This window comes from Dechloromonas sp. ZY10, assembly GCF_041378895.1.
Classification (GTDB): domain Bacteria; phylum Pseudomonadota; class Gammaproteobacteria; order Burkholderiales; family Rhodocyclaceae; genus Azonexus; species Azonexus aquae.
Genome location: NZ_CP144212.1, coordinates 1,693,498 through 1,716,465, shown reverse-complemented (window position 1 = coordinate 1,716,465; position 22,968 = coordinate 1,693,498). Strand labels below are relative to the sequence as shown.

General features: G+C 63.6%; 25 protein-coding genes and 1 tRNA gene. 14 read left to right on the top strand and 12 right to left on the bottom strand.

The window, feature by feature from the left end; genetic code table 11:
- Positions 1–73: 73 nt before the first annotated feature.
- Both guaA and guaB read right to left on the bottom strand, forming a co-directional pair.
- Positions 74–1,708 carry a glutamine-hydrolyzing GMP synthase gene (guaA, locus tag VX159_RS07870; RefSeq protein WP_371325421.1) on the bottom strand — a complete coding sequence of 545 codons (1,635 nt, stop codon included), beginning with the start codon at positions 1,706–1,708 and terminating at the stop codon, positions 74–76.
- Positions 1,709–1,783: 75 nt separating this feature from the next.
- On the bottom strand, positions 1,784–3,247 hold the full coding sequence (gene guaB / locus VX159_RS07865) for an IMP dehydrogenase (RefSeq protein ID WP_371325420.1): 1,464 nt from the start codon (positions 3,245–3,247) through the stop codon (positions 1,784–1,786).
- A 62-nt stretch (positions 3,248–3,309) separates the two neighbouring features.
- Here guaB and VX159_RS07860 point away from each other — a divergent pair, with 62 nt between their 5' ends.
- Complete coding sequence (locus tag VX159_RS07860; protein ID WP_371325419.1) at positions 3,310–3,738, top strand: DUF4124 domain-containing protein; 429 nt, start codon at positions 3,310–3,312, stop codon at positions 3,736–3,738.
- A gap of 12 nt (positions 3,739–3,750) precedes the next feature.
- On the opposite strand, the gene VX159_RS07855 is transcribed toward VX159_RS07860, so the two are convergent.
- Positions 3,751–4,083, bottom strand: a complete 333-nt coding sequence (locus tag VX159_RS07855) for an RnfH family protein (protein ID WP_371325418.1) — start codon at positions 4,081–4,083, stop codon at positions 3,751–3,753.
- 5 nt (positions 4,084–4,088) lie between these two features.
- Positions 4,089–4,523 carry a type II toxin-antitoxin system RatA family toxin gene (locus VX159_RS07850; RefSeq protein WP_371325417.1) on the bottom strand — a complete coding sequence of 145 codons (435 nt, stop codon included), beginning with the start codon at positions 4,521–4,523 and terminating at the stop codon, positions 4,089–4,091.
- Positions 4,524–4,704: 181 nt separating this feature from the next.
- On the opposite strand from VX159_RS07850, the gene VX159_RS07845 reads away from it, so the two are divergent.
- The 6 genes from VX159_RS07845 (at position 4,705) to VX159_RS07820 (ending at position 11,705) form a co-directional block, all read left to right on the top strand.
- Positions 4,705–5,853, top strand: coding sequence for an FIST signal transduction protein (locus VX159_RS07845; RefSeq protein WP_371325416.1), 1,149 nt, complete (start codon positions 4,705–4,707; stop codon positions 5,851–5,853).
- Positions 5,850–8,384 carry a putative bifunctional diguanylate cyclase/phosphodiesterase gene (locus VX159_RS07840; RefSeq protein ID WP_371325415.1) on the top strand — a complete coding sequence of 845 codons (2,535 nt, stop codon included), beginning with the start codon at positions 5,850–5,852 and terminating at the stop codon, positions 8,382–8,384. The genes VX159_RS07845 and VX159_RS07840 overlap by 4 nt, the downstream gene beginning before the upstream one ends.
- Before the next feature lie 62 nt (positions 8,385–8,446).
- Positions 8,447–8,896 (top strand): SsrA-binding protein SmpB, encoded by a 450-nt coding sequence (gene smpB, locus VX159_RS07835; RefSeq protein ID WP_371325414.1) that lies wholly within the window; start codon positions 8,447–8,449, stop codon positions 8,894–8,896.
- A 19-nt stretch (positions 8,897–8,915) separates the two neighbouring features.
- Positions 8,916–9,557: a trimeric intracellular cation channel family protein gene (locus VX159_RS07830; protein WP_371325413.1), complete on the top strand. Its 642-nt coding sequence runs from the start codon at positions 8,916–8,918 to the stop codon at positions 9,555–9,557.
- Positions 9,558–9,565: 8 nt separating this feature from the next.
- Entirely contained in the window at positions 9,566–11,308 is a 1,743-nt protein-coding gene (menD, locus tag VX159_RS07825; RefSeq protein WP_371325412.1) for a 2-succinyl-5-enolpyruvyl-6-hydroxy-3-cyclohexene-1-carboxylic-acid synthase, read from the top strand.
- Positions 11,309–11,501: 193 nt separating this feature from the next.
- A complete protein-coding gene (locus tag VX159_RS07820; RefSeq protein WP_371325411.1) occupies positions 11,502–11,705 on the top strand; it encodes a hypothetical protein in 204 nt (67 codons plus the stop codon).
- Positions 11,706–11,844: 139 nt separating this feature from the next.
- Here the strand turns inward: VX159_RS07820 and VX159_RS07815 are convergent, their stop codons facing one another.
- Positions 11,845–12,750 (bottom strand): LysR substrate-binding domain-containing protein, encoded by a 906-nt coding sequence (locus VX159_RS07815; protein WP_371325410.1) that lies wholly within the window; start codon positions 12,748–12,750, stop codon positions 11,845–11,847.
- Positions 12,751–12,942: 192 nt separating this feature from the next.
- Here VX159_RS07815 and VX159_RS07810 point away from each other — a divergent pair, with 192 nt between their 5' ends.
- The 5 genes from VX159_RS07810 to VX159_RS07790 all read left to right on the top strand — a co-directional run bounded on the left by VX159_RS07810 (position 12,943) and on the right by VX159_RS07790 (position 16,393).
- The gene (locus VX159_RS07810; protein ID WP_371325409.1) at positions 12,943–13,794 is read left to right on the top strand and encodes a DMT family transporter; all 852 of its coding nucleotides are present in this window, start codon (positions 12,943–12,945) and stop codon (positions 13,792–13,794) included.
- 134 nt (positions 13,795–13,928) lie between these two features.
- Positions 13,929–14,975 carry a hypothetical protein gene (locus tag VX159_RS07805; protein WP_371325408.1) on the top strand — a complete coding sequence of 349 codons (1,047 nt, stop codon included), beginning with the start codon at positions 13,929–13,931 and terminating at the stop codon, positions 14,973–14,975.
- Positions 14,976–15,052: 77 nt separating this feature from the next.
- On the top strand, positions 15,053–15,475 hold the full coding sequence (locus tag VX159_RS07800) for a hypothetical protein (RefSeq protein ID WP_371325407.1): 423 nt from the start codon (positions 15,053–15,055) through the stop codon (positions 15,473–15,475).
- 5 nt (positions 15,476–15,480) lie between these two features.
- A complete protein-coding gene (locus VX159_RS07795; RefSeq protein ID WP_371325406.1) occupies positions 15,481–15,810 on the top strand; it encodes a transcriptional regulator in 330 nt (109 codons plus the stop codon).
- Positions 15,803–16,393, top strand: coding sequence for a hypothetical protein (locus VX159_RS07790; protein ID WP_371325405.1), 591 nt, complete (start codon positions 15,803–15,805; stop codon positions 16,391–16,393). Before VX159_RS07795 ends, VX159_RS07790 begins: the two co-directional genes overlap by 8 nt.
- Before the next feature lie 119 nt (positions 16,394–16,512).
- On the opposite strand, the gene VX159_RS07785 is transcribed toward VX159_RS07790, so the two are convergent.
- From VX159_RS07785 to VX159_RS07775, 3 genes are all read right to left on the bottom strand, one after another.
- Entirely contained in the window at positions 16,513–17,046 is a 534-nt protein-coding gene (locus tag VX159_RS07785) for a phasin family protein (RefSeq protein ID WP_371325404.1), read from the bottom strand.
- A gap of 228 nt (positions 17,047–17,274) precedes the next feature.
- Positions 17,275–17,739 (bottom strand): type II secretion system protein, encoded by a 465-nt coding sequence (locus VX159_RS07780; RefSeq protein ID WP_371325403.1) that lies wholly within the window; start codon positions 17,737–17,739, stop codon positions 17,275–17,277.
- 146 nt (positions 17,740–17,885) lie between these two features.
- Positions 17,886–17,962, bottom strand: a tRNA-Arg gene (locus VX159_RS07775).
- Positions 17,963–18,039: 77 nt separating this feature from the next.
- Here VX159_RS07775 and VX159_RS07770 point away from each other — a divergent pair.
- A complete protein-coding gene (locus VX159_RS07770; protein ID WP_371325402.1) occupies positions 18,040–18,306 on the top strand; it encodes a biotin/lipoyl-containing protein in 267 nt (88 codons plus the stop codon).
- Between the two features lie 169 nt (positions 18,307–18,475).
- Positions 18,476–20,140: an energy-dependent translational throttle protein EttA gene (gene ettA / locus VX159_RS07765; RefSeq protein ID WP_371325401.1), complete on the top strand. Its 1,665-nt coding sequence runs from the start codon at positions 18,476–18,478 to the stop codon at positions 20,138–20,140.
- 123 nt (positions 20,141–20,263) lie between these two features.
- Here the strand turns inward: ettA and VX159_RS07760 are convergent, their stop codons facing one another.
- The 4 genes from VX159_RS07760 to VX159_RS07745 all read right to left on the bottom strand — a co-directional run bounded on the left by VX159_RS07760 (position 20,264) and on the right by VX159_RS07745 (position 22,938).
- Positions 20,264–20,623 (bottom strand): cytochrome b5 domain-containing protein, encoded by a 360-nt coding sequence (locus VX159_RS07760; protein ID WP_371325400.1) that lies wholly within the window; start codon positions 20,621–20,623, stop codon positions 20,264–20,266.
- A complete protein-coding gene (locus tag VX159_RS07755) occupies positions 20,623–21,903 on the bottom strand; it encodes a hypothetical protein (RefSeq protein ID WP_371325399.1) in 1,281 nt (426 codons plus the stop codon). The genes VX159_RS07760 and VX159_RS07755 overlap by 1 nt, the downstream gene beginning before the upstream one ends.
- Positions 21,900–22,208 carry a hypothetical protein gene (locus tag VX159_RS07750; protein ID WP_371325398.1) on the bottom strand — a complete coding sequence of 103 codons (309 nt, stop codon included), beginning with the start codon at positions 22,206–22,208 and terminating at the stop codon, positions 21,900–21,902. Before VX159_RS07750 ends, VX159_RS07755 begins: the two co-directional genes overlap by 4 nt.
- A gap of 175 nt (positions 22,209–22,383) precedes the next feature.
- Positions 22,384–22,938 (bottom strand): peroxiredoxin-like family protein, encoded by a 555-nt coding sequence (locus VX159_RS07745; protein WP_371325397.1) that lies wholly within the window; start codon positions 22,936–22,938, stop codon positions 22,384–22,386.
- Positions 22,939–22,968: the final 30 nt, after the last annotated feature.

Genomic DNA, 22,968 nt, shown 5'->3' with positions numbered 1-22,968 from the left:
GGCAAAAAAACCCCTGGGCACTACCAGGGGTCATTACGGTCATGGGCAGCAAGGGAGTAGCAAACCCTTGCGGTCATTCCCACTCAATGGTTGCCGGCGGTTTTCCGGAAACGTCGTACACCACACGATTCAGGCCCCGGACTTCGTTGATGATGCGGTTGGAAACGCGCCCCAGCAACTCATACGGCAGATGCGCCCAATGCGCGGTCATGAAGTCGCTGGTAACAACTGCGCGCAACGCAACAACGTTCTCGTAGGTACGGCCATCACCCATCACGCCAACGCTCTTGACCGGCAGGAAGACCGCAAAGGCCTGGCTGGTCAGATCGTACCAACTCTTGCCAACGTCCTCTTCGCTGCACAGGCCGGCCACGGCATCATGCGCCGTGGCCACGGTCGACCGTAGTTCATCGATGAAAATGGCGTCAGCACGCTGCAGTAGCTGCGCCGCCTTCTGCGTGACTTCACCAAGGATGCGCACACCCAGCCCCGGGCCCGGGAAGGGATGGCGATAGACCATCTCGCGCGGCAGGCCGAGCGCCACGCCCAGTTCACGCACTTCGTCCTTGAACAGTTCGCGCAGCGGTTCCAGGAGCTTGAGGTGCATGTCTTCCGGCAGGCCGCCGACGTTGTGGTGGCTCTTGATCGTGTGGGCGCCCTTCTTGCCCTTGCCGGCGGATTCGATCACATCCGGATAGATCGTGCCTTGGGCCAGCCACTTCGCGGCAGAGAGCTTCTTCGACTCGGCCTGGAAAACTTCGACGAATTCCTTGCCGATGATCTTGCGCTTCTGTTCCGGATCGGAAACACCGGCCAGCTTGCCCATGAAGTCGTCCACGGCATCGACGCGGATAACCTTGACGCCGAGGTTGCGGGCGAACATGTCCATGACCATGTCGCCTTCGTTCAGGCGCAGCAGGCCATGATCGACGAAAACGCAGGTCAGCTGGTCGCCGATCGCGCGATGAATCAGCGCAGCAGCCACCGAGGAATCAACGCCACCGGACAGGCCGAGGATAACTTCTTCGTCACCGACCTGCTTGCGGATGGCCTCAACGGCTTCGGCGATGTAGTCGCCCATGACCCAGTCGGTGCCACAACCGCAGATGCCATGCACGAAGCGCTCGAGCAGCGCACGGCCCTGCTTGGTGTGGGTGACTTCCGGGTGGAACTGAACGGCGTAGAACTTGCGCGACTCGTCGGCCATGCCGGCGATCGGGCAGGACAGCGTCGAGGCCATCTTGATGAAACCCGGCGGCAGTTCCATGACGGAGTCACCGTGGCTCATCCAGACCTTGAGCATGCCGTGGCCTTCATCCGTGGTGAAGTCGGCGATGTCCTTGAGCAGTGCGGTATGGCCGTGGGCTCGGACTTCGGAATAACCGAATTCGCGGGCCTTGCCGGCCGCTTCGGCGGTCATCACCTTGCCGCCCAGTTGCTGGGCCATGGTCTGCATGCCGTAGCAGATGCCGAGGACCGGGACGCCCAGTTCGAACACGACATTCGGCGCACGCGGGGTGTCGCCTTCAGTGACCGAATTCGGACCGCCGGAGAGAATGATGCCCTGAGCGCCGTAATTGCGGATGAAATCGTCAGAGACGTCGTAGGGGTGAATCTCGCAGAACACCTTGGCTTCGCGCACGCGACGGGCGATCAGCTGGGTGACCTGGGAACCGAAATCGAGAATGAGGATTTTCTGGTGGCTCATTGAAAAAATCCGGAAAAGTGAATCCTTGAATGAAAAGGGCGGCTCCTTGAGCCGCCCTGCAGAATGCCGAAGCGATCAATCGAGGTGATAGTTCGGTGCTTCCTTGGTGATCTGCACATCGTGCACGTGCGATTCGCGAATGCCGGCCGAGGTAATCTCGACGAAACAGGCACGATCATGCACATCGGCGATGGTGGCGCAACCGAGGTAGCCCATCGAGGAACGCAGGCCGCCCATCAGCTGATGGATGACAGCGAGGACCGAGCCCTTGTACGGCACGCGGCCTTCGATGCCCTCGGGCACGAACTTGTCGACGTTGGCGGTGTTGTCCTGGAAGTAGCGGTCGGAAGAACCGGCCTGCATGGCACCCAGCGAGCCCATGCCACGGTAGGACTTGTAGGAACGGCCTTGGAACAACTCGACTTCGCCCGGCGCCTCTTCGGTACCGGCGAACAGGCCACCCAGCATCACGGCATTGGCGCCGGCAGCGATCGCCTTGGCAATGTCGCCGGAGTAACGGATGCCACCGTCGGCGATCATCGGCACGCCGGATCCCTTGAGGGCTTCGGAGACATTCTGAATGGCGGTGATCTGCGGCACACCGACACCGGCCACGATGCGGGTCGTACAGATGGAGCCCGGGCCGATACCGACCTTGACGCCGTCGGCACCCATATCAACGAGAGCACGCGCTGCATCGGCCGTGGCGATGTTGCCGCCGATGACTTCGATATGCGGGAAATTCTTCTTGACCCAATTGACGCGATCCAGCACGCCCTGGGAATGACCGTGCGCCGTATCGACCACGATCACGTCGATCCCGGCTTCGGCCAGCAGCTCAACGCGCTCTTCGGTCCCGGCACCGACACCGACGGCAGCGCCGGCACGCAGGCGACCGGTCGCATCCTTGTTGGCCAGCGGGTGCTCGGTGGACTTCAGGATGTCCTTGACGGTGATCAGGCCACGCAGGCTGAACTCATCGTCGATGACCAGCACACGCTCCAGACGGTGCTTGCGAATCAGTTCTTTGGCTTCGTCGACACTGGCGCCTTCCTTGACGGTGACCAAGCGCTTCTTCGGGGTCATGATGGCCTTGACCGGCTGATCGAGATTGGTCTCGAAACGCAGATCACGGTTGGTCACGATACCGACCACCTTGCCGGCCTTGTCCACCACCGGCAGACCGGAAATCCGGTGCTGGCGGGTGATTTCGAGCACGTCGCGAACCGTCATGTTCGGCTGGACCGTGTACGGATCCTTCAGGATGCCGGACTCGAAACGCTTCACCTTGGCCACTTCGGCCGCTTGAGCCTTGGCGGAGAGGTTCTTGTGGATGATACCGATACCGCCTTCCTGAGCCAGCGCAATGGCGAGACGGCCTTCCGTGACGGTATCCATCGCGGCAGACAGCAGCGGCATGTTCAGGGTGATGTTGCGGGTCAGCTTGGTAGCAAGACTGACATCGCGCGGCAGGACTTGGGAATGTGCAGGGACGAGCAGGACGTCGTCGAAAGTGAGGGCTTTTTGCAGCAGTCGCATGGCCTTTAATCCAAGGTCACAAAATCGTATTATACAGAGATTAAGCCGAATTCCCGATAGCCATGAAGCCTGTCAAGCCGCTTTTTTGCATCCTGCTCGCGCTGTCAGCCCCGCTCACAGCGCAGACCTACCAATGGAAAGATGCTGGCGGACGGACCGTGATTTCAGATGCGCCGCCACCGAAAGGCACTGCCAGTCGCAGCATCGCCGCCCCCAGCGCGCCTCCGGGCGACCTCGCCGAACGTGAAATGGAGTTCCGCAAGCGCCGCCGTGAAGCCGAAGACAGCACAGCCCGTGCCGAGCGCGAAAGCACCCAGAGGCGGCAGCGCCGCGAAACTTGCGAACGGGCACGCCAGGCTCTGGCAACACTGGAGTCGGGGCGCGAAGTCAGCAGTCTTGACGATCGCGGCGAGGGAGCGCTGATGAACGACACCGAGCGGCAGCAGGAAATTATCCGCTTACGCGAAATGGTTGGCGAAAGCTGCAAATAGCGCCTGCCTGGCTCAGGCCTCGGCACCCTCGCCTTCGCCAGCCCCCTTCTTCATGACCTTGCCTTCGGCCGCCCGCTGCTTGCGGACCTCCTTGGGATCGGCAATCAACGGCCGATAGATTTCGACGCGGTCGCGCTGCCGCAGCGCAGCATCGACCTTGGCCAGCTTGTTCCAAATCCCGAACTTGTTTTTCTTGAGATCGATCTCGGGATATTTTTCCAGCAGGCCGCTGGCCTCCAGTGCATCACCCAGCGTACTGCCAGCCGGCAGGGAGACGGTCACGACCTCCTGCTTGCTCGCCAGCGCATAACAGACATCAACAGAAATCTTTTCGCTTTCGGCCATTTTCTTCAGTTTCCGTAAATTTGCGCCGCCCGCCGCACAAAAGCATCCACGAAGGTATTGGCAATATGGCTGAATACCGGGCCGATCACCTTCTCGAACAGCTTGCTGGAAAATTCGTAATGCAGGCGAAACTCGATCTTGCAGGCGTTCTCGGTCAGCGCCCTGAACTGCCAGGAGCCCTCCAGACGACGGAAAGGTCCATCGACCAGACGGATATGCATCGACTGCGGGAACAGCTTGTCATTTTCGGTGGTAAAACTCGACTTCACCGCGTGGTAATTGATATGCAGCGTGGCCACCGTTTTAGCCGGATCGCGAAACTTCAGCTCGGTCTTGCCGCACCAGGGCAGAAAGGCCGGATAGTCCTCGCAACGATCCACCAGTTCGAACATCTGCTCGGCCGAGCGTTCGATCAATACGGATTTTTCGACGAGGGCCATGGGTCAGCGATTTCCTGCAACAAAAGTCAGGGGCGCATTCTATGCGCAAGCGCCCGATCCGGCTACCCATCGGCACAACGCAGCAGGCCGCCAGTTCACAACCGCAACGGCCAAAGCTATCCTTGTTGCCATTAGGGGTTTCGGCCTGCCGGACACTCTTTCCCCCACCCTCCCAATTGCCATGACCAGTTCCCCGTCCTGCCCCGGAAATTGCTGCCGCCACCTGCCCGAAGTCAGCCACGCGGCACTTTCTGCCTTGCTCGACGATTGGCTGCGCGATGACCACCCCTTCCACCTGCTGGCCTTGCTGCCGGATGCCGAGCGTGCTGCGGTGCCGTTGCTGCAGACTGCCTGCAACGAACGCGGGATTACTCTGGCCGGCGGGGTATTTCCAGCCCTGATCGAAAAAGACCGGTTCGTTACTCAAGGCGTCCAGCTGCTGCGCGTTGTCGATGCACCGCAAGCCTTGCTGCTGACCGGCGTTGGTGCCGGCTCGGCGCCTGCCGCCGTCGCTGAGGAACTGCTCGAGCATGTTCTCAGCCGCCTCAGCGACGACGAGGACGCCACCCTGTTCTGCATTTTTGATGCCCTGACGCCGAATATCGCCACGCATCTCGACCAGTGGTACCTGAAACTCGCCGACCGGGTTCGCTACCTCGGCGTCAACGCCGGAAATGAACGCTTCGAGCCGGCACCGTGCCTGTTCGACAATCAGCGCTTTGTCGGCGATGCCCTGCTCGTACAACTACTGCCAGGGCATCCCGGCGGCCGCCTGGAACACGCCTATGGCGTTCCCGAACAGGTCATTTCGGCAACCTCGGCCCGCGGCAACCGGATTGTCCAGATCGACTGGCAACCGGCGCTGCAGGTATACCAGCGGATTCTTGCCGAAGCTTACGGAGTGGTCGTCAACCGCGAGAATTTTTATCAATATGCGGTGCATTTCCCCTTCGGCATTCTGCGTGCCGACGGCGAAATTCTGGTTCGCATCCCGGTAGCCCTCGATGTGACCGACGCCATCGTCTGCGTCGGCGAGATTCCGGAAAACTCGGTCCTGACCCTGCTCGACGCCCGCGACGGCATCGGCCGGGCCGTCACTGCGCTGCAGACTGCCGCGCCCGTGCCGGGCAGCGGACAACTGCTGTTCTACTGCGCAGGTCGCCGCATGCACGCCGGCCCCCTGGCCGAAGAAGAATTGCAGGCTTTTGCCGCCAGCACAGGCAGCCTCTGCGGTGCCTTGTCGCTGGGAGAAATCGGGGGCTCCCGCTCCGGTGGCTACCCGCTGTTCCACAACGCTACTCTGGTCGACGTGCCATGGCCGGGGCGTTGAGTACCCAACCTGGCAGCCCGCACGGTGCCGGCGCCCCGGCGCTGGCAATTCTTTACGACCTGGCACTGACGATCAGCGGCCAGATGTCGCTGACGCCGATGCTGACGCACTTTCTGCAACGGCTGCTGTACCACACCGGCTATCCGGTCGGACTGTTTTTCGAGCGGATTGGCCCCCCGGAAGGTGAGCCGGAGCATTGCCTCGCCGACCTGCGCCTGGCAATTGGCGACTTTGCCCTCGGCCGTCGCCAGGGAACGACGCTATCGCTGCCCGCTGACCTGCTTTGCGGCGGCCCTGCCTTGCTCGACCAGCCCGCGAGATGGGCCGCGCTTGAGCTGCGCACCCCGCGCCGGCAGGCCATCCGCCTGCCGGTTGGCGACCAGGGGGTGATCCTGCTGTTCGGCAATCCGGCCGGTCCGGCGCCGCTGCCCTATACCGAACTGTTCGCTCCGGTGCTGGAAAACCTGGCCCGCGCCGTCGTTTTCTGCCGTAACTACGAACAAGCCTACCAGCATGTGGTCGACTCTTATTCGGACTCGCTCAACCGGCAGAAACTCTACGCCCAGGTACTGGCCAACACCCGCGATGGCGTATTGATTACCGATCCGGCCCTGCAGGTACTCGACTGCACCGATGCCTTCACCACCATCACCGGCTTCACCCGGGCCGAGGTGGTCGGTCGCAAGGTGCCGGTCTCGCCCTCCGGACTGCACGACCAGCGCTTCTACGAAACAATGTGGGAAGACATTTCCCGCACCGGCGAATGGCAGGGCGAAATCTGGAATCGCCGCAAGAGCGGCGAAGTCGAACTGGACCTGGTACGGATCGGCGCGGTCCGCGACGGAGACGGCCTGATCAGCAATTATTTCGCGATCTATACCGACATCCACGAGCTGAAGAGTTTCCAGAAGCGTCTGGAACGCATGGCGCATTACGATGCACTGACCGACCTCCCCAATGTCACCTACTTCACCCGCCAGCTCGAAACTGCGATTCATCGCGCCCGCCGCCTCGGCTCGGCGCTGGCCGTGGTTTACATCGACATCGACAATTTCGGCGAGATCAACGCAACACACGGCGAACATCATGGCGACCACCTGATCCTCGCCGTCGCCCAGCGTCTATCCCGACGCGCTCCGGGCGGGGCGCTGCTGGCCCGGGTCGGCGGCGATGAATTCGCACTGCTGCTCTCCGACCTGCGCGACTGGCAAGCCGCCGAAACCCAGGTCAACCGCCTGATCGAACTGTTTGCCGAAGCGTTCACGGTCGATGGGCTGGATTGCCCGATTCGCGTTGCCGCCAGTTTCGGCGTCACTATTTTTCCCGATGACGATGCCGATGCCGGCGAACTGCTGCGCCATGCGCAAGTCTCGATGTACCGAGCTAAGGACGAAGCGCGCGGTCGCTGCCGCTATTTCGATGCCAACCAGAACCAGGCTGCGCGGCAGCGGCGCACCTTGTTGTCGCGCATCGAAAAGGCCTTGCGGCAAAATCAGTTCGTTCTCTACTACCAACCCAAGGTAGCGATTGCCAGCGGCCGGCTCGAAGGTTTCGAAGCCCTGCTGCGCTGGATCGACCCCGAGCTGGGCTTGATCCCGCCCGGCGACTTTCTGCCGGAAGCCGAACAACACGAGATCATTGTCGACATTGGCGAATGGGTGATGCGCGAAGCCTTGCGCCAGGCGCTCGCCTGGCAGGCCGGCGGGCTGCGCACGCAAATTTCGGTCAATATCGCGGCTCTGCACCTGCAGCAGCCGGATTTCCTGCATCGCCTGCATACGGCCGTTGCCGATCTCCCGGGTGCCAGCCCACAACACCTGGACATCGAGATTCTCGAATCCGGGGCCATGGCCAACCTGCATCACGTCAATTCGCTGGTTGCCTCGGCCCAGCAGGCCGGTTTCGGTTTCTCGCTCGACGATTTCGGTACTGGCTATTCGTCGCTGGCCTATCTGCGCGAGTTGCCGGTGGCCACGGTCAAGATCGACCAGACCTTCGTGCGCAACCTGTTCGAACGCGAAGGCGATGCCGCCATTGTGCAGGCAGTCGTCGGCATTGCCGACGCCCTCGGACGCCGGGTAGTCGCCGAAGGCGTCGAAACCCTGGAACACGGGATGCTGCTGGCCAGCCTCGGTTGCGGAGTGGCCCAAGGCTACGGTATCGGCCGCCCGATGCCGGCCGGCGAGGTCATGGCCTGGCGCCAGCGTTTCCGGGTTTTCCCGGAATGGCAGGAATGGGCGGGGCGACCGTGGCAACCGGTCCTGCTGCGCCACCTGACCCTGCGCCGGCAGCATCACGACTGGCTGCAAGCCCTCGGCCGCCAGCGCGACCCGGACGGGATCAGCGATTCGCCGCTGCTGGCCCAGGCGCCGGCAGTCTGCGCCAATCAGATGCAGCAACTGCACGAGCAGACCCGTCATCTCTGTCGCTGCCTCGGCGACGCCGATCCGGGGCAGGTTGCTGCGGCAATCGAAAAACTGCGCGACTGTTCGCAGGCGTTGATCCGCAGCTTCGACGCGACACTTGATTGAGGCTGCTCCCGCAGCCGAGGCGAATCCTGTAAGATTGGGCGTTTTATCGGACGACCGGCAGCATGAGCATCACCGTCAACAAGAAAGCCTTTCACGACTACTTCATCGAAGAGAAGTACGAGGCAGGCATTGCCTTGCAGGGGTGGGAAGTCAAGGCGATCCGCGCCGGCCGGATGAACATCAAGGAATCGTACGTCGTCATCAAGAATGGCGAAATTTTCCTGATCGGCATGCACATCACGCCGCTGCCGACCGCCTCGACCCACGTCAACCCGGACCCGACCAGGACCCGTAAACTGTTGCTGCACGCGGCCGAAATCAACAAGCTGATCGGCAAGGTTGAACGCTCCGGCTATGCTCTGCTGCCGATCGACCTGCATTACACGCGCGGCCGGATCAAGCTCGAAGTCGGTCTGGCCAAGGGCAAGAAGCAGCACGACAAGCGCCACGATGCCGCCGAAAAGGACGCCAAGCGCGAAGCCCAACGGGCGATGAAGGAACGCCAGCGCTAAACCGCGCGGCCCGCCGTCGATGCCGCCCCACCTCAGCCTCGACCTCTTCCTGTACTGGCTGGGCATCGCCGCCGTCGCAGTCAATGCGCTAACCGGCGTGCTCGATGCGCAACGCAAGGAGATGGATCTGGTCGGCGCGCTGCTGGTAGCCACCGCCACTGCACTCGGCGGCGGTACCGTGCGCGACCTGCTGCTCGACCGCAACGTCTTCTGGGTAGTCGACCAGACCTACCTGCTGACCAGCTTCGCGACTGGCGCGCTGACCTTCTTCATCGCCCGCCGCTTCAGCCTCCCGGAACGGCTGTTCCTGATTCCCGACGCGGTCGGTCTGGCCCTGTTTACCGCGCTCGGCACCCAGGTCGCGCTGCAATGGCACGCCCCCTGGCTGGTTGCCAGCCTGATGGGCATGACGACCGGCGTGGTTGGCGGCGTGCTGCGCGACATTCTCTGTAACGACGTGCCGCTGATTTTCCGCAAGGGCGAGTTGTACGCCTCGGCGGCCTGGCTCGGCGCGCTCACCGTGATTGGCCTCGGCCAGCTCGGACTGACGCCAATGAGCGCCGCCTGGGGCGGCATGGCGGTAACCCTGGGGCTGCGCCTGCTGGCAATGCGCTACCACATCACCCTGCCGGCCTTCGCCGCCGCCAAACCCAGCGAATAAACCTGCCCATGGATATCGGCACCCTGAACTACCTGTCGGCGCAAGCCCTGATCGCCGGCTTTGTCGCCGCCGGAATCGACGAAGCGGTGATTTCCCCCGGTTCGCGCTCGACCCCGCTGACCCTTGCCCTGCTGCGCACCCCCGGCATCCGCTGCACGCTGGCAATCGACGAGCGCAGTGCCGCTTTTTTTGCCCTGGGCCTGGGCAAGGCCAGCCGCCGGCCAGCGCTGCTCGTCGCCACCTCGGGCACCGCCCCGGCCAACTGGCTACCGGCCGTGATCGAAGCCAGCCAGGCCGACATCCCGCTGCTCCTGCTCTCGGCCGACCGGCCGCCGGAAATCCAGGGCTGGGGTGCCAATCAGACGGTTGCACAAAGCGCGCTGTTCAGCGATTTTGTCCGCGCCCGCCACGCCTTGCCGGCCCCCCGGCTGGCTCTGGACCAGGCCTTTTCCCCCGAGGGGCTGTGGCGTGTCGCCGCCCGGGCAGTCGAAGAAAGCAGCTGGCCACAAGCCGGGCCGGTCCATCTCAACCTCCCGTTCCACGAGCCGCTGATCCCCGCCGGAGCGACGCCTGCATGGCTCCCCGCCCCCGTGCTGTCGCTCAGCCAGCCACCGGCACTGCCGCAAACGGAAGCGATCCGCCGGCTGGCCACGCAGATTTCCGGCCGCCCCGGCGCCATTGTCTGCGGCGAATTGCCGGCCCGCAGCGCCGCCGAGAAAAATGCCCTGTTTGCCGCGTTGACCGTGTTAGCCGCCCGCCTGGGCTGCCCGCTGCTGCTCGAACCGCTCTCCGGCCTGCGCTTTGGCCGGCATTGGCAAACGCCGGCAGCAGCCGGTGCCCGAACCTGCGTCCGCTATGCCGACTGGCTCAAACAACCACAGGTGCAAGCCGCGCTGGACGCGACGCCGCCGGAATGGGTACTGCGTATCGGCCCCTGGCCGGTCACCCGGCCCTTGCAAAATTTCGTCGCCAGCGCCCGCTGGCAGGCCTTGATCGACCCGGCGCCGGCCTGGCGCGACCCGCAGCAGCGGCTCGACCTGTTGCTGCACGCCAGCCCGCTGGCGGCTTGCGAAGCCTTGCTACAGCAAGACCTGCAGCCGGCCACGCCTGCCTGGAGCGCTGCTTTTGCTGCCTGGGAGGCAGCCGCAGCTGCCGAGGTCGAAACAGAGCCAACTGCCGTCCCCCCGAGCCTCCACCCGGCCTCCGCCGCAGCCACGCTGGACAACCGACCGGGGTCCGGTCGCTGCGCAGCCCGGCGCATCGCCGCCATCCTCGCCGGCGTGCCGGACGATACGGCCTGCTTCATCGGCAACTCGCTGGCCATCCGCGAACTCGACAGTCACTCCGGCTGCGGCCCCGCCGCGCTCGATTTTTTCGGCAATCGCGGCGCCAGCGGTATCGACGGGAATATCTCGAGCGCCGCCGGAATCGCCGCAATACGCGGCCGCGCGCTGGCCCTGCTGGGTGACCTCACGACCCAGCATGACCTGGGCGGACTGGCGCTGGCGCAGGGGCGCAATCTGGTGATTGTCACGGTCAACAACGGCGGCGGCGGAATTTTTGATTATCTGCCGCAAGCCAGCCTGCCCGAGTTCGTCGCCGGCTGGCGCACTCCGCAGCAGATCGATTTCGCCGCCGCTGCGGCAACCTTCGGCCTGGCCTACCGCCGCATCGAGACGCCACAAGCCCTGACCACGGCAATCCGCGAGGCTTTCGCGACCGGCGGCCCGCATCTCCTGGAAACCTGCTAAAGCTGCCCCTCGGGCGGCCAGCCAGGACGCCTGCTCCCAGGCTGGAGCAAGCAAGGCCCCGAACTGAAGGAAGCAGCCCCCTGCCAGGACCGACCCGGCCAGACGGCGAACGACCACCAAACTGCCATTTCCCGGTCATCAGGCTTTCATCTTCGAGCACCAAGATAGTGCCCATCCGCTAACGGAGGTCTCGATGAAACCAAGCAAGCCCAGCATGCATACCGCAATGCTCAACTTTTCCCGCGCCCTGGAACGCTACGCCCGCTCGACCCACGAATTGCGCCATGCCGCCGAACGCATGCACGGTCATGCCCGCCTGATTTCCGGCCAGGCCGGGACGATCTCGCGCCAGGCACACGCGATCCAACCCGGCCACCAGCCGCAACGTGAAGCCTGAGCGCTTCCCAGCCTTGAATCCCTGTTCTGTATTTCGTGCGTAGCGGAAGACAGAGTTACTGCCCGCCCGGCACATGCCCGGCGGGCTTTTTTTGCCTTGGCAACGGTCGACCGTGAAAAACTGCTATTTCCCCGCTGGCTCAAGCGGGCAGGCTCGCCTCGACACGAATCCATTGACATACCGTCGCCACGGCCGGACGTGCGGCCAGATCGGGCAGATGCAGCAGATGGTAGGCATACGGCCCACGTACCGCACCACCGGCAAACAGGGCTTGCAGGCGACCGCTGGCGAGGGCGTCGCCAAGCATCGGAGCACTCGCCAGCGCCACGCCCTGGCTGGCCTGCGCGGCCTCCAGCGTCAGGTAAGTGTGGGAAAACAGGTGTCCGGGCAGCCGCCGCGGCGCGGCAACGCCTTGCGCCCGCAGCCAGCGCCACCAGTCGATCTGCTCGGGAATACCGGCAACGATTTCGTCGTGCAGCAGCGGCAATCGCAACAGATCGGCCGGCGTCTGCAATTCCGGGTGGGCAGCGACAAAGGCCGGGCTGGCGACGGCGATAAAATCCTCAACCAGCAAGGGCGTGGCGGTCAGGCCGGGATAGGGACCGGCGCCCAGGCGCAGCGCAATATCGGCCTCGCCCCGAATCAGGTCGAGCGGCCGGATCGTCGCCTGCACCCGCAACTCGATTTCCGGGTGCTGCACCGCCAGCCGCTCCAGGCGTGGCATCAGCCAGCGGCTGATCAGCGACGGCATCGCCGTCAAGGTCACGGTTTGCCGGTCGCCGCGCACCAGCACTTCCTGCGTTGCCTCGGCCAACCGGTCGAATACCTCGCCTAGCGCCTGCGCGTAATCGCGCCCGGCCGGGGTCACCGTCACCCCGCGTGGATGCCGCTCGAACAAGGCCAACCCCAGCCACTCCTCCAGCTGGCGAACCTGATGCGCGACGGCGTTCGGCGTCAGCGCCAGCCCTTCGGCGGCGCGTGCGAAGCCACCGCAGCGAACGGCTTCGCGAAAAACGTGCAAGGCGGATAAGGGCGGCAGACGCATGCGGGGAGCTCCATTCAACAGCGGCCCGGGCTTTTTCACCCGAACACCGGGTCGACCGTGGAAAGCCGCATAGACGCAAAATTTTAGCGCCTTGCAGCGAAAAACAATCAATTTGCCCACGATCAATCAATACCTTATCGTTCGCTCAGTCCTTTTTGCGCGTACCACCTCATGCCCGGTCTTGGCTCCCTGATGATTCTGCTTTCCACTGCCGGCTTCGGCAGCATGGCGCTGTTTGCCCACTGGGCCTACGCCGACGGCGCCAGCCCGGCGACCGTGGTTTTTCTCCGCTTTGCCATCGGTACGCTGCTGCTCGGTGGCTGGCTCGGGCTGCGCCGGATTGCCCTGCCCGCTGGCCGGGTGCGGCGTGGCTATCTGTACCTGGGCGGACTTTATGCGCTCACCGCCTGGTGTTTTTTCAGCGCCCTGCGCCATACCAGCAGCGGACTTGCCGCCTTACTGCTGTACACCTACCCGATTTTTGTCGCGCTGTTTGCCGGTGCGCTGGGCATCGACCGCTTCGGCCGCCGCGAACTGCTCGCCCTGCTGCTTGCCGCCGGCGGCCTGCTTCTTGCGCTGGGCGGCGAGCACGACAACTTCAGCCTGAGCGGCACCGCCTACGCCCTGAGCGCAGCCCTGATCTATGCCGCCTATGTTGTCGGCAGCGGCTTTTTGCGCCAGGCCGATCACTCGTCGCCGCTGGCGGCCACCTGTGTGGTGCTGCTCGCCGCCGCCACCGGCAATGGCCTGGCCGCCGGGCTGGAAGGCTTTGCCTGGCCGCAGGGGCTGGCCGGCTGGCTGGCCTGTCTCGCGATTGGCGTATTTGGCGGCGTGCTGGCAATTGCCGCCTTCCTTGCCGGCTTGGCCCGCATCGGTCCAACCCGTGCCGCCCTGCTCTCGACGGTCGAACCGCTGATCACACTGCTGCTCGGCCTCCTTTTTCTTGACGAGCGCCTGACCCTGGCGCAGGCGCTCGGCGCTGCCGGCATTCTCAGTGCCGCCCTGTTGCTGACCTGGCCGCAGCGCACGCCGGCCACGACCTGAACGCTGCAGCGGCACCGGACGGCTGGACGCACCCGGACCGCATCGTCACGCCAGCCGTTTTACGCATGCATTCCGGTTGACACTCTGCTTTACAGAGTAATAAACTCTGCAAAACAGAGTAAAACCCGATCCGCATGAACTCTCCGCAAAAACAACTTCAGGCAATTCACGCCATGCTTGCCTCCGGCCAGCGCAATCTGCGCATGGAACGGCACACCCTGTTGCTGCTCGGCCTCCCCGCCGGGCTGCTGTTTGCCCTGTCCGAGTCAATTTTCACACCGGAGCAGATTCCCGATCTGCAGCAACGCGCCCTCTCCTGGCTGGCGCTGCTCGTCGCGGTGATCGGTACGATTGTCACGGTCGACTGGCACTGGACACGAAAAATCAAGGCCACCCGCGACGAAACCTGGGGCTTCATCCATCGCCAGGTGCTCAAAGTGATGTGGCTGCTGCTGGCGCTCGCCACCCTGACTACCTTCGCCATGTTTTTCTACGGCGGTGGCTACATGGTCTGCTCGCTCTGGCTGATCTTTGCCGGTCTCGGCCTCTACGTACACGGCCTGTTTTCGGAAGAATTGCTCGAATGGGGCGGCGGCCTGATGATCGCCATCGGCATCGTCAGCCTGATCGCCGGCCTGCCTTACCAAAGCCTGCGCTGGCTGGCGGCCTCGGTGTTTGCCATCGGCCTGCCGCTATTTGCGCTGCAACTCGACCGGGGCCGCCACCGCCCAGCCTACGTCCGCCTGCTGCAAATCTGCGGCTGGCTCGCGGTGGTGGTCGTGCTGCCCTTGCTGATCGAGCAGCAAAGCCGTTTGCGCACCCTGCCCGACGGCCCCCTGCTGAGCCTGGAAGAATTCCGCACCCGGCCGCCGGCCGACGGTACCGCGATCATCACGTTGCCGGCCGGAACGCCGATTCCGGTCGAAGTCGAGCTGGTGGGCGACCTCTTTGCCGGCCGCGAAACCCACACCCAAATGCCGCTAACCCTGCAAGAACCGATCGAATTGCTCATGCTCAACGGCAAGCTGAGCGGCGACATGCGCTTTCCCGGCGAAAGCTGGCAGAACGCCCACCGTACCCGCTGGCTGACGATTCCGTGGATCCGCGCCGAACTGAGCGCCGAACACGGCCCACGCATCCGCAGTTCGCTGATCGTTCGCTTGCGCCCTGAAGAACGCTGACGCTGTACGCACCTGCCTGCGATTTCTCCCCGGCATATCCCTGCCACCTTCTTCCCTCCTTGAATCAGGAATTCATCATGTCCCGTCCGACCCGCCACCTTCTGCCCCTGAGCCTTGCCTGTGCGGCGCTACTGCCCGGCTGCGCCAGCCTCAACACCCCGAGCCCGGAAGAAATCGCGCGCCTGCCAGTCGTCACCTACGGCCAGAAAGGGCCGGAAGACGGCAACTTCGTCCTCCGCTACCCGGCCGCCAGCAAGTTGCCGATTCAGGTCAGCGTACAAGGCAGCCTGCTGGCGCAAAGCGACCGGGGCGAACTGCAGGTACAGCTGAAGCAGGATGTCTATCTCTATCGCGGCCAGCTCAGCTTTGACGGCAAAACCTGGAGCCGCGACAGCGACCGGGTCGGCGGGCGTTTTGTGATCAGCCTGCCCGGCTTCAAGGATAATCGTCCGGATGCCCTCAGCCCCGGCGAAATGTCGGCTGAATTCAACCTGAAATAACCCGCATGGAAGAACTTGATCCCTTGCTGCACCAGCCGCTGCGTACGCAACTGGTGGCTTTTCTCGCCGCTGCCGGCGAACAGACCTTTGGCGAGTTGAAGCGTCAGCTGGCGGTTTCCGACGGCAACCTCGACGCCCACCTCAAAAAGCTGCTTGCCGCAGGCTACCTCAGCGTTCGCAAAGAGCAAGGCGGCAGTCGCCCGCAATCGTTCTACGCCTTGACCGAAAGCGGCCAGGCAGCGTTGGCAGCGTACATTCACGCCCTGCAGCAGTTGCTGCCGCTGGCCGACCCGCACAGCGAAAGCCTGCCGGCGCTGCGCAGCCGGCATGCCTGAACCGGCTGCGCGCAAACTGGCCGGACCGCTACTGCTGTCCGGCCTGCTCCATCTTGGCGCCGGCTATGGCCTGCCTGACCTCAGCCAGCCTCACCCGGCTCCAGCCACGCTCCCGCTGCGGGTCAGCATCCGGCTACCCGCGGAAATCTCGTTGAAGCCCCCCGCCAACAACCTGCCGCCAGCGGCGGCGGCACGCACCGCCCCGGCGTCGCCCCGGACACGCGAGCCGCGCACTTCCACCGCAGCGGCAAGCGCACCAGGCCCGCACTGGACGACAGCAAGCAAACCATCGCAAGCACCCCCCGCAGTCGACGCAGCGATGCTGATCGAGCGCGGAACCGCCGCCTGGCGCGAAGAAATCCGCCAGGCCCGCGCCCGTGCCGAACGCCAGCCGCGCCTCGCACTCGAACCGCTCGCCACCTCTGGCCAAATCCACAACGGCCCCGAGGTTGAACGCCTGAATGGCGAACTGGTTCGCGTCACCCTACCCGACGGTCGCCGCTACTGCCTGCAGGCTCCACCGGAAACCCTACGCCAGCAAATGCCACTCCCTCTGCTCGCACTCCCTGCCAACTGCCCGTAGTTTTTGGCGATTGCCACGGTCGACCGTGGAAACCGGCCAAAACCAGCCGCCAGCCGCCGACAACCGACGCAAAAAAGCCGGGGTCAGGCCCCGGCCGATGGACTGAACGGAAAGTCCGATCAGGCAGCTTTTTGCGCAGCGGTGGCTGCCTTCAGGGTGGCTTCGGTGGCAGCAGAAACGCTGGCCTCAGCAACCTGTGCAACCTGCTTGGCAGCCTTGTTGATACCTTCGAGGGTATCGCCAGCGGTCTTGATCGCCGACTTGACGGCGGCAACAGCAGCTTCAGAGCCGGCCGGAGCGGCAGCCAGGGCCTTCTCGACGATCTGCGACACCTGAGCATTGGCGGTAGCGACCTTGGCTTCGACTTCCTTGGCCAGCTTGCCCTTGGTATCGGCAGCGATGTCGATCACTTTGCGCGAGTAATCGATGCTCTTTTCCAGCGACGGGCCAGCCAGTTCCTTCTGCACGGCGACCAGCGCGTTCAGATCCTTCGCACCAAGGATGGCGTTGAGGTTGGACAGGGACAGTTCGAAAGCGGAACGGGCAGTCGCCATGTTCAACAGGATCAGGCTTTCGAAAGCGTCAAAAGCGGTATTGGCAAAAAAGAAGGTGAAATCGACGCCGGTCTTGGCAAACTCTTCGGGCTTGATCATGATGTTTTCTCCTGGGGGTTGGACTCAAGAAGCCACTCGCCACATATCGCCGAACACGTTATGTTGCACTGCAGCACAACTCGATTGTAGCCACAGCGGCGTAGCTGTCAACTGATTTTGTGCAGCGCAACAAAAATTTAACCGACGTGAAACCCTTATTTCCAAGCTTTAAAAGAAAGTCCCCGGAGACAGATAGAAAAAAAGTTGCTGCATCGCAACAAGAGAAGCTCAACAACCTGAAGTCAGCGGCGCCCACAAATTGCCAAATTCGGCGCTATATACCACGCCACAACTGTCGGAATGCTTGGCGCCGTTATTCGCCGCATACAAGGTGCAATACAAGCTGCCGCTTCCCCCTTCGGTCCAGGTGTATTGCGTGCTCGACAAAGTCATCGCCTTCCAGATCCCGTCAGGAGAGCACGACGGATTGACCCCGACCACCTCGACCATCCGGCCGCCGCCAAGATCGACCAGATGCACCAGGCCATCCGCCGACAACCCGGAAGCCCGGGCCTTGGCGCTGACCAGCGATACGGTACTCATGATCGCCCCGGCCCCACTCTGCAAAGTTGCCCGCCGCGCATCGGAAGAAAGATCGACCGCCCTGGGCAACGCCGTCGCCGCCAGAATGCCGAGAATGACAATCACCGTCACCAGTTCGATCAACGTAAACCCGGAATGCCGTCGCATCATTTCCGCCCGGTCAAGGCGCCTGCCCGTCAATGAAAATGTGATTATATCCGGGGCATAGACAGGCACAAAACCTGCAATCGCAAGGGAAACAGGTAAAACAGAAACAAAAAAGGCACTTCTTGCGAAGTGCCTGATCTGTTTCTGAATGGCGCGCCCGGAGCGATTCGAACGCCCGACCCCTTGGTTCGTAGCCAAGTACTCTATCCAACTGAGCTACGGGCGCGCTGTCAGAGCGGCGCATTATAGACAGTTCAGCGTAGAATGCAAGGGCTTTTTCAAAATCTCTGCATTCTGCCTCCCATGCCCACCCACATCATCCCCATGCCGCGCACTCCGGAATGCTGGGAGAGTTGTGGCGCCTGCGCCCAGGGCGAGGTGTTCATCCTCGATATTGCGGTTGCGGTGGGTGACTGGCTGGACTTCGACCAGACCATCCTGACGCTGGAAACCGGCAAGGTCGCACTCGACATTCCCTCACCGCGCGCCGGGCGGATTACCGCGCTGCACATTACACCGGGGGACCGGGTTGCCGAAGGGGCCCCGCTGCTGACGCTGGAAAGCGACTGAAACCGGCAGCTTCCGGGAATGACGTAGCCTGCGGCCGGAACGAACCCGACCAAGGCACGCCCGGCATTCGCCCGGCTCGCCCTTTCAGGCTAAACTTCGTCCTTTGCGGCCCGTTTTCCGGGCCTTCGCTTTCTTATTTACGGTCAACTGACGAAAAAGGCATTTTTCAATGGCTCAATACGTAATGTCGATGCTCCGCGTGAGCAAGGTGGTGCCGCCCAAGCGGCAGATCATCAAGGATATTTCCCTCTCCTTCTTCCCCGGCGCCAAGATCGGCCTGCTGGGTTTGAACGGCGCCGGCAAGTCGACCGTGTTGAAGATCATGGCCGGCGTTGAAAAGGAATACGACGGCGAAGTGCAGTGGCAGCCGAAGATTTCAATCGGCTACCTGCCGCAGGAGCCGCAGCTCGACGCCGACAAGACCGTGCGCGAAGAAGTTGAATCGGCGCTCGGCGAAGTGATGTCGGCCCAGGCCAAGCTGGAAGAGGTGTACGCCGCCTACGCCGACGAAAACGCCGATTTCGACAAGCTGGCCGAAGAACAGGCCCGCCTTGAGGCGATCATCGCCACCTCCGGCGCCGATGTTGAACACCAGATGGAAATCGCCGCCGACGCGCTGCGCCTGCCGCCCTGGGACGCCAAGATCGGCGTTCTCTCCGGCGGTGAAAAGCGCCGCGTCGCCCTGGCCAAGCTGCTGCTCTCCAAGCCCGACATGCTGCTGCTCGACGAACCGACCAACCACCTCGACGCCGAATCGGTCGAATGGCTGGAGCAGTTCCTCGTCCGCTTCCCCGGCACCGTCGTCGCCGTCACCCACGACCGCTACTTCCTCGACAACGCCGCCGAGTGGATTCTCGAACTCGACCGTGGCGAGGGCATTCCCTGGAAGGGCAACTACTCTTCGTGGCTGGAACAGAAGGAAGAACGCCTGGAGCAGGAACAGAAGCAGGAAGCCGCGCGCATGAAGGCGATGAAGCAGGAACTCGAATGGGTCCGCTCCAACCCCAAGGCGCGTCAGGCCAAGTCCAAGGCCCGTCTGGCCCGCTTCGAGGAAATGTCCTCCTACGAATACCAGAAGCGCAACGAGACCCAGGAAATCTTCATTCCGGTCGGCGAGCGCCTGGGCGACCAGGTCATCGAGTTCAACGGCGTCACCAAGTCCTTTGGCGACAAGCTGCTGATGGACAACGTCAGCTTCGCCATCCCGCCCGGCGCCATCGTCGGCATCATCGGCCCCAACGGTGCCGGTAAATCGACCCTGTTCAAGATGATCACCGGCCAGCAGCAACCCGACGCCGGCGAAGTCAAGATCGGCCAGACGGTCAAGCTGGCCTATGTTGACCAGTCACGCGACTGCCTCGACGGCAGCAAGACGGTGTTCGAAGAACTGGCTCAGGGCAGCGACATCCTGCAGATCGGCAAGTTCGAAATGCCCAGCCGCGCCTACATCGGCCGCTTCAACTTCAAGGGCGGCGATCAGGGCAAGCAGGTCGGCAACCTCTCCGGCGGCGAACGCGGCCGCCTGCACCTGGCCAAGACCCTGATGACCGGCGGCAACGTGCTGCTGCTCGACGAACCGTCGAACGACCTCGACGTCGAAACCCTGCGCGCGCTCGAAGACGCCCTGCTCGAATTCCCCGGCTGCGCGCTGGTCATCTCGCACGACCGCTGGTTCCTCGACCGCATCTGCACCCACATCCTGGCCGCCGAAGGCGAATCGCAATGGACCTTCTTCCCCGGTAACTACCAGGAATACGAAGCCGACAAGAAGGCCCGCCTGGGCGAAGAAGGCGCCAAGCCCAAGCGCATCCGCTACAAGCCGATCAGCCGCTAAACGGCTGCTCACTCAGCAAATCGCGGCCCCGGCCGCGATTTTTGTTTGGTGATGGGAAAATGGGCGGTTTTTACGGTCGACCGTGGTCACCGAACATTTTTACCCAGACCCCGGCGCCCGCGGTCAATCTGCCTGATAGCGGCCGATCCGGTAAGCCGGCAGCAACTGGCCGGCAGCGGCCGAATGCGGCTTGCCCTTGCCCTTGGTCCGATAGGCCTCCGACGCCTCACGGCCACACCAGGCCAGAATCACCGCCGGCCGCGATGGATGCTCCGGCAAATAATCGGTGACATCGTAGACCTCGCCGTTGATTGCCATCCAGCAATCCCCTGCCTCGGCATGGCGGGCCAGCTCAAGCGCGTTGACCGATACCTCGGCTGGTGCCGCCACCGGCTCGACCGGCAACTGCAGCTTGGCGGCCACGTACAAGCCGGCCAGTGCCGCAACAAACAGCAGATTGGAAAGATGGAACCAGCGTCGCATCAGCGAAACTCGAAACGTTCAAAGAAAATCCGGTGCTTTGGCACACCACGCTCCCGCAACTCTGCACGCACCTGCGCCATCCAGGCCGGCGGCCCGCACAGATAGCAATCCTGGCCGGCCAGCGCATCGGCCGTCGGCAAATGCTCCGCCAGATCATCGCCAGGCTGGGCGACCACCAACTGCCAGGAAAACCCGGGATGTCCCTCGACCAGGACCGACAATTCGTCGCGATAGGCCACCGCATCGGCAGAGCGGGAAAAATACACCAGACGGGTCGCCGCCAGCGCTTGCGGCGCCCGCAAGCGCGCCAGAAACGGCGTAATCCCGACACCACCGGCAAACCACCATGCCGGCGCCGTGCCGGCATGGCCGAGAAACTCGCCAAACGGCCCCTGAATTCGCAGCGGCACACCCGCTTGCAGCCCTTGCAAGTGCGCTGAACACGGCCCCATAGCCTTGATCGCCACTCGCCAGTCACCGCCTGCAGCAACCTCGCTCAGGGTAAAAGGATGAAACTCCCCGCAGCCGGCAAACCCGGCGCCGTGGCCAAAGGCCAGCAACACAAACTGCCCCGGACGGGCCATTGGAAACGGTGCCGCCCCGACCATCGGCCGTAGCGTCGCTTCGATCATCGCCGCTTGCGGATGCTCGACCGCGACCACCTCGGCCGGATGGGCACCCCAGCCGCAATCGCTGCCCAGATAGCGCCACAGCAGCAGGCCCGCTGCCAATACCGGCAGCCCCAGCAGCAACTGGCGCAAACCCAGCGCCTGCAAATGCAGTACCGCCAGCAACAGCGGCACGACCAGTCCAGCATGCCAAGCCCGCCAGCGACGATAAGCCAGCCCCGGCTGCAAGGCCAGCGCCAGTCCCAGTGCCAAAGTCGCCAAGGCCAGCCAGCCCGACCACACCGCCCATCCCTGTTCCAGCGGCGACAACAAGGACCAGGCTACCGGCGCTCCCTCGTCCAGCAAGTCGGCAGCCAGCAACAAGGGATGCGACAGCAGCAACGGATAGAGCAGCCCCGCCAGGCCATGATGCCAGCGATACATCCGCGCCAGGCCGCCCAGCCAGGCCGACAAGCGGACCCCGCGCACCACCAGCAGCAAGGATGCTGCCCACAAGCCCAGCCCCAGCCAGCCGGCAATGATCCCGGCCGCCCGCCAGCCACCCACCTCTAACGGCCACGCCCATGCGGCCGGCAAGCCAGCCAACACACCGACGAGCAAAGGCAGGCGCCAGGCGCCCGTGGCCCAGGGCGAAACAGGAATAGCGCTCATCGGCCATCCTCCCGCCGGGGCAAATGGGCGCAAAAATCATCCCGCCCCCGCCCCAACTGCTGGCCACTGGCGCGCGCCCGCTCGCGGACCAACTGCCGATGCGCCAGACGATAACGCACACACTCGTCGTAATCGCCGAAAGTGCGTATCCGCGCCTGATGCTCAAGCCGCTCGGCCGGCGTCAGCCACTGCCAGCCCGGCGTATTCGCCCGGTTCGCCCGCCACGGCCCGGCCGCCAGCACGCCATCGGCCAGCAACAAGGCACACAACACCCCCAGCCCCGCCATCCACCGTCGCCCCGACATTCGCACCTCCGAGACCCAGAAACCACACCCCCATCCTACCCCCGGCAACTGGCAGCGCTTTGTCCTGCCGCAAACCCCAGGGAAATTGACGACAAAAAACGGGCTTTTCCACGGTCGACCGTGGCCAATGGGCAAAAACCGGCCAAGACCGCCGGGTCGGATGCCCGGCCCGGTTTTACAGCGGCAATGCCCCCGCATATTCCCCGCGCGCCGGGTAGTCCTTGCTGATCGCGAAATCGACGGCGAGCAGCAGGTCAGAGAAATTCGGGCGGGCGAAGGGCATGGTCTGAACCGCGCCGTAGTAGAGCGTACCGTCGGGACGGACCAGAAAAACGCCAGGCTCGGCAAAGAGTGCCGGCTCTTCGATATTGATCGAGGTCTTGCCGCGCCCGGCGCTGATGTACAGACCCCATTGGCGGGCGCTGTGCAGGTTGAGGCCGTAGCCGAAGCGCAGGCCGGGCACCTTTTCCGCCATCGCGGCGGCGCGCTCGGCGTCGTCGCTGCTGACGGCAATGATACTCACGCCGCGCTGGGCAAACTCGTCCTGCAGCCGCGAGAGTTCGAGCAGATACTTGGCGCACAGCGGGCAATGCAGGCCGCGATAGACGACCACCAGATCAAAATGCTGGCCCGGCGCGACACCGAGCACGAAATCGCCGCCACCAACCAGAGGAACACGCAGGGCAGGAACCGGACGACGGGGCAAGAGCGGGGATGGGGATAAGGACATGATTTTCTCCAGAAAGACGGGATGCTGAGG

Coding starts and splice junctions, on each gene's coding strand:
- VX159_RS07860 (WP_371325419.1), top strand. CDS start 3,310: ATGAAGCCTGTCAAGCCGCTTTTTTGCATCCTGCTCGCGCTGTCAGCC.
- guaA (WP_371325421.1), bottom strand. CDS start 1,708: ATGAGCCACCAGAAAATCCTCATTCTCGATTTCGGTTCCCAGGTCACC.
- VX159_RS07810 (WP_371325409.1), top strand. CDS start 12,943: ATGATTCTGCTTTCCACTGCCGGCTTCGGCAGCATGGCGCTGTTTGCC.
- VX159_RS07845 (WP_371325416.1), top strand. CDS start 4,705: ATGACCAGTTCCCCGTCCTGCCCCGGAAATTGCTGCCGCCACCTGCCC.
- VX159_RS07815 (WP_371325410.1), bottom strand. CDS start 12,750: ATGCGTCTGCCGCCCTTATCCGCCTTGCACGTTTTTCGCGAAGCCGTT.
- VX159_RS07750 (WP_371325398.1), bottom strand. CDS start 22,208: ATGTCGGGGCGACGGTGGATGGCGGGGCTGGGGGTGTTGTGTGCCTTG.
- VX159_RS07830 (WP_371325413.1), top strand. CDS start 8,916: ATGCCGCCCCACCTCAGCCTCGACCTCTTCCTGTACTGGCTGGGCATC.
- VX159_RS07755 (WP_371325399.1), bottom strand. CDS start 21,903: ATGAGCGCTATTCCTGTTTCGCCCTGGGCCACGGGCGCCTGGCGCCTG.
- VX159_RS07745 (WP_371325397.1), bottom strand. CDS start 22,938: ATGTCCTTATCCCCATCCCCGCTCTTGCCCCGTCGTCCGGTTCCTGCC.
- VX159_RS07805 (WP_371325408.1), top strand. CDS start 13,929: ATGAACTCTCCGCAAAAACAACTTCAGGCAATTCACGCCATGCTTGCC.
- VX159_RS07800 (WP_371325407.1), top strand. CDS start 15,053: ATGTCCCGTCCGACCCGCCACCTTCTGCCCCTGAGCCTTGCCTGTGCG.
- VX159_RS07795 (WP_371325406.1), top strand. CDS start 15,481: ATGGAAGAACTTGATCCCTTGCTGCACCAGCCGCTGCGTACGCAACTG.
- VX159_RS07785 (WP_371325404.1), bottom strand. CDS start 17,046: ATGATCAAGCCCGAAGAGTTTGCCAAGACCGGCGTCGATTTCACCTTC.
- VX159_RS07850 (WP_371325417.1), bottom strand. CDS start 4,523: ATGGCCCTCGTCGAAAAATCCGTATTGATCGAACGCTCGGCCGAGCAG.
- VX159_RS07770 (WP_371325402.1), top strand. CDS start 18,040: ATGCCCACCCACATCATCCCCATGCCGCGCACTCCGGAATGCTGGGAG.
- smpB (WP_371325414.1), top strand. CDS start 8,447: ATGAGCATCACCGTCAACAAGAAAGCCTTTCACGACTACTTCATCGAA.
- VX159_RS07820 (WP_371325411.1), top strand. CDS start 11,502: ATGAAACCAAGCAAGCCCAGCATGCATACCGCAATGCTCAACTTTTCC.
- guaB (WP_371325420.1), bottom strand. CDS start 3,247: ATGCGACTGCTGCAAAAAGCCCTCACTTTCGACGACGTCCTGCTCGTC.
- VX159_RS07790 (WP_371325405.1), top strand. CDS start 15,803: ATGCCTGAACCGGCTGCGCGCAAACTGGCCGGACCGCTACTGCTGTCC.
- VX159_RS07760 (WP_371325400.1), bottom strand. CDS start 20,623: ATGCGACGCTGGTTCCATCTTTCCAATCTGCTGTTTGTTGCGGCACTG.
- ettA (WP_371325401.1), top strand. CDS start 18,476: ATGGCTCAATACGTAATGTCGATGCTCCGCGTGAGCAAGGTGGTGCCG.
- VX159_RS07780 (WP_371325403.1), bottom strand. CDS start 17,739: ATGATGCGACGGCATTCCGGGTTTACGTTGATCGAACTGGTGACGGTG.
- VX159_RS07855 (WP_371325418.1), bottom strand. CDS start 4,083: ATGGCCGAAAGCGAAAAGATTTCTGTTGATGTCTGTTATGCGCTGGCG.
- menD (WP_371325412.1), top strand. CDS start 9,566: ATGGATATCGGCACCCTGAACTACCTGTCGGCGCAAGCCCTGATCGCC.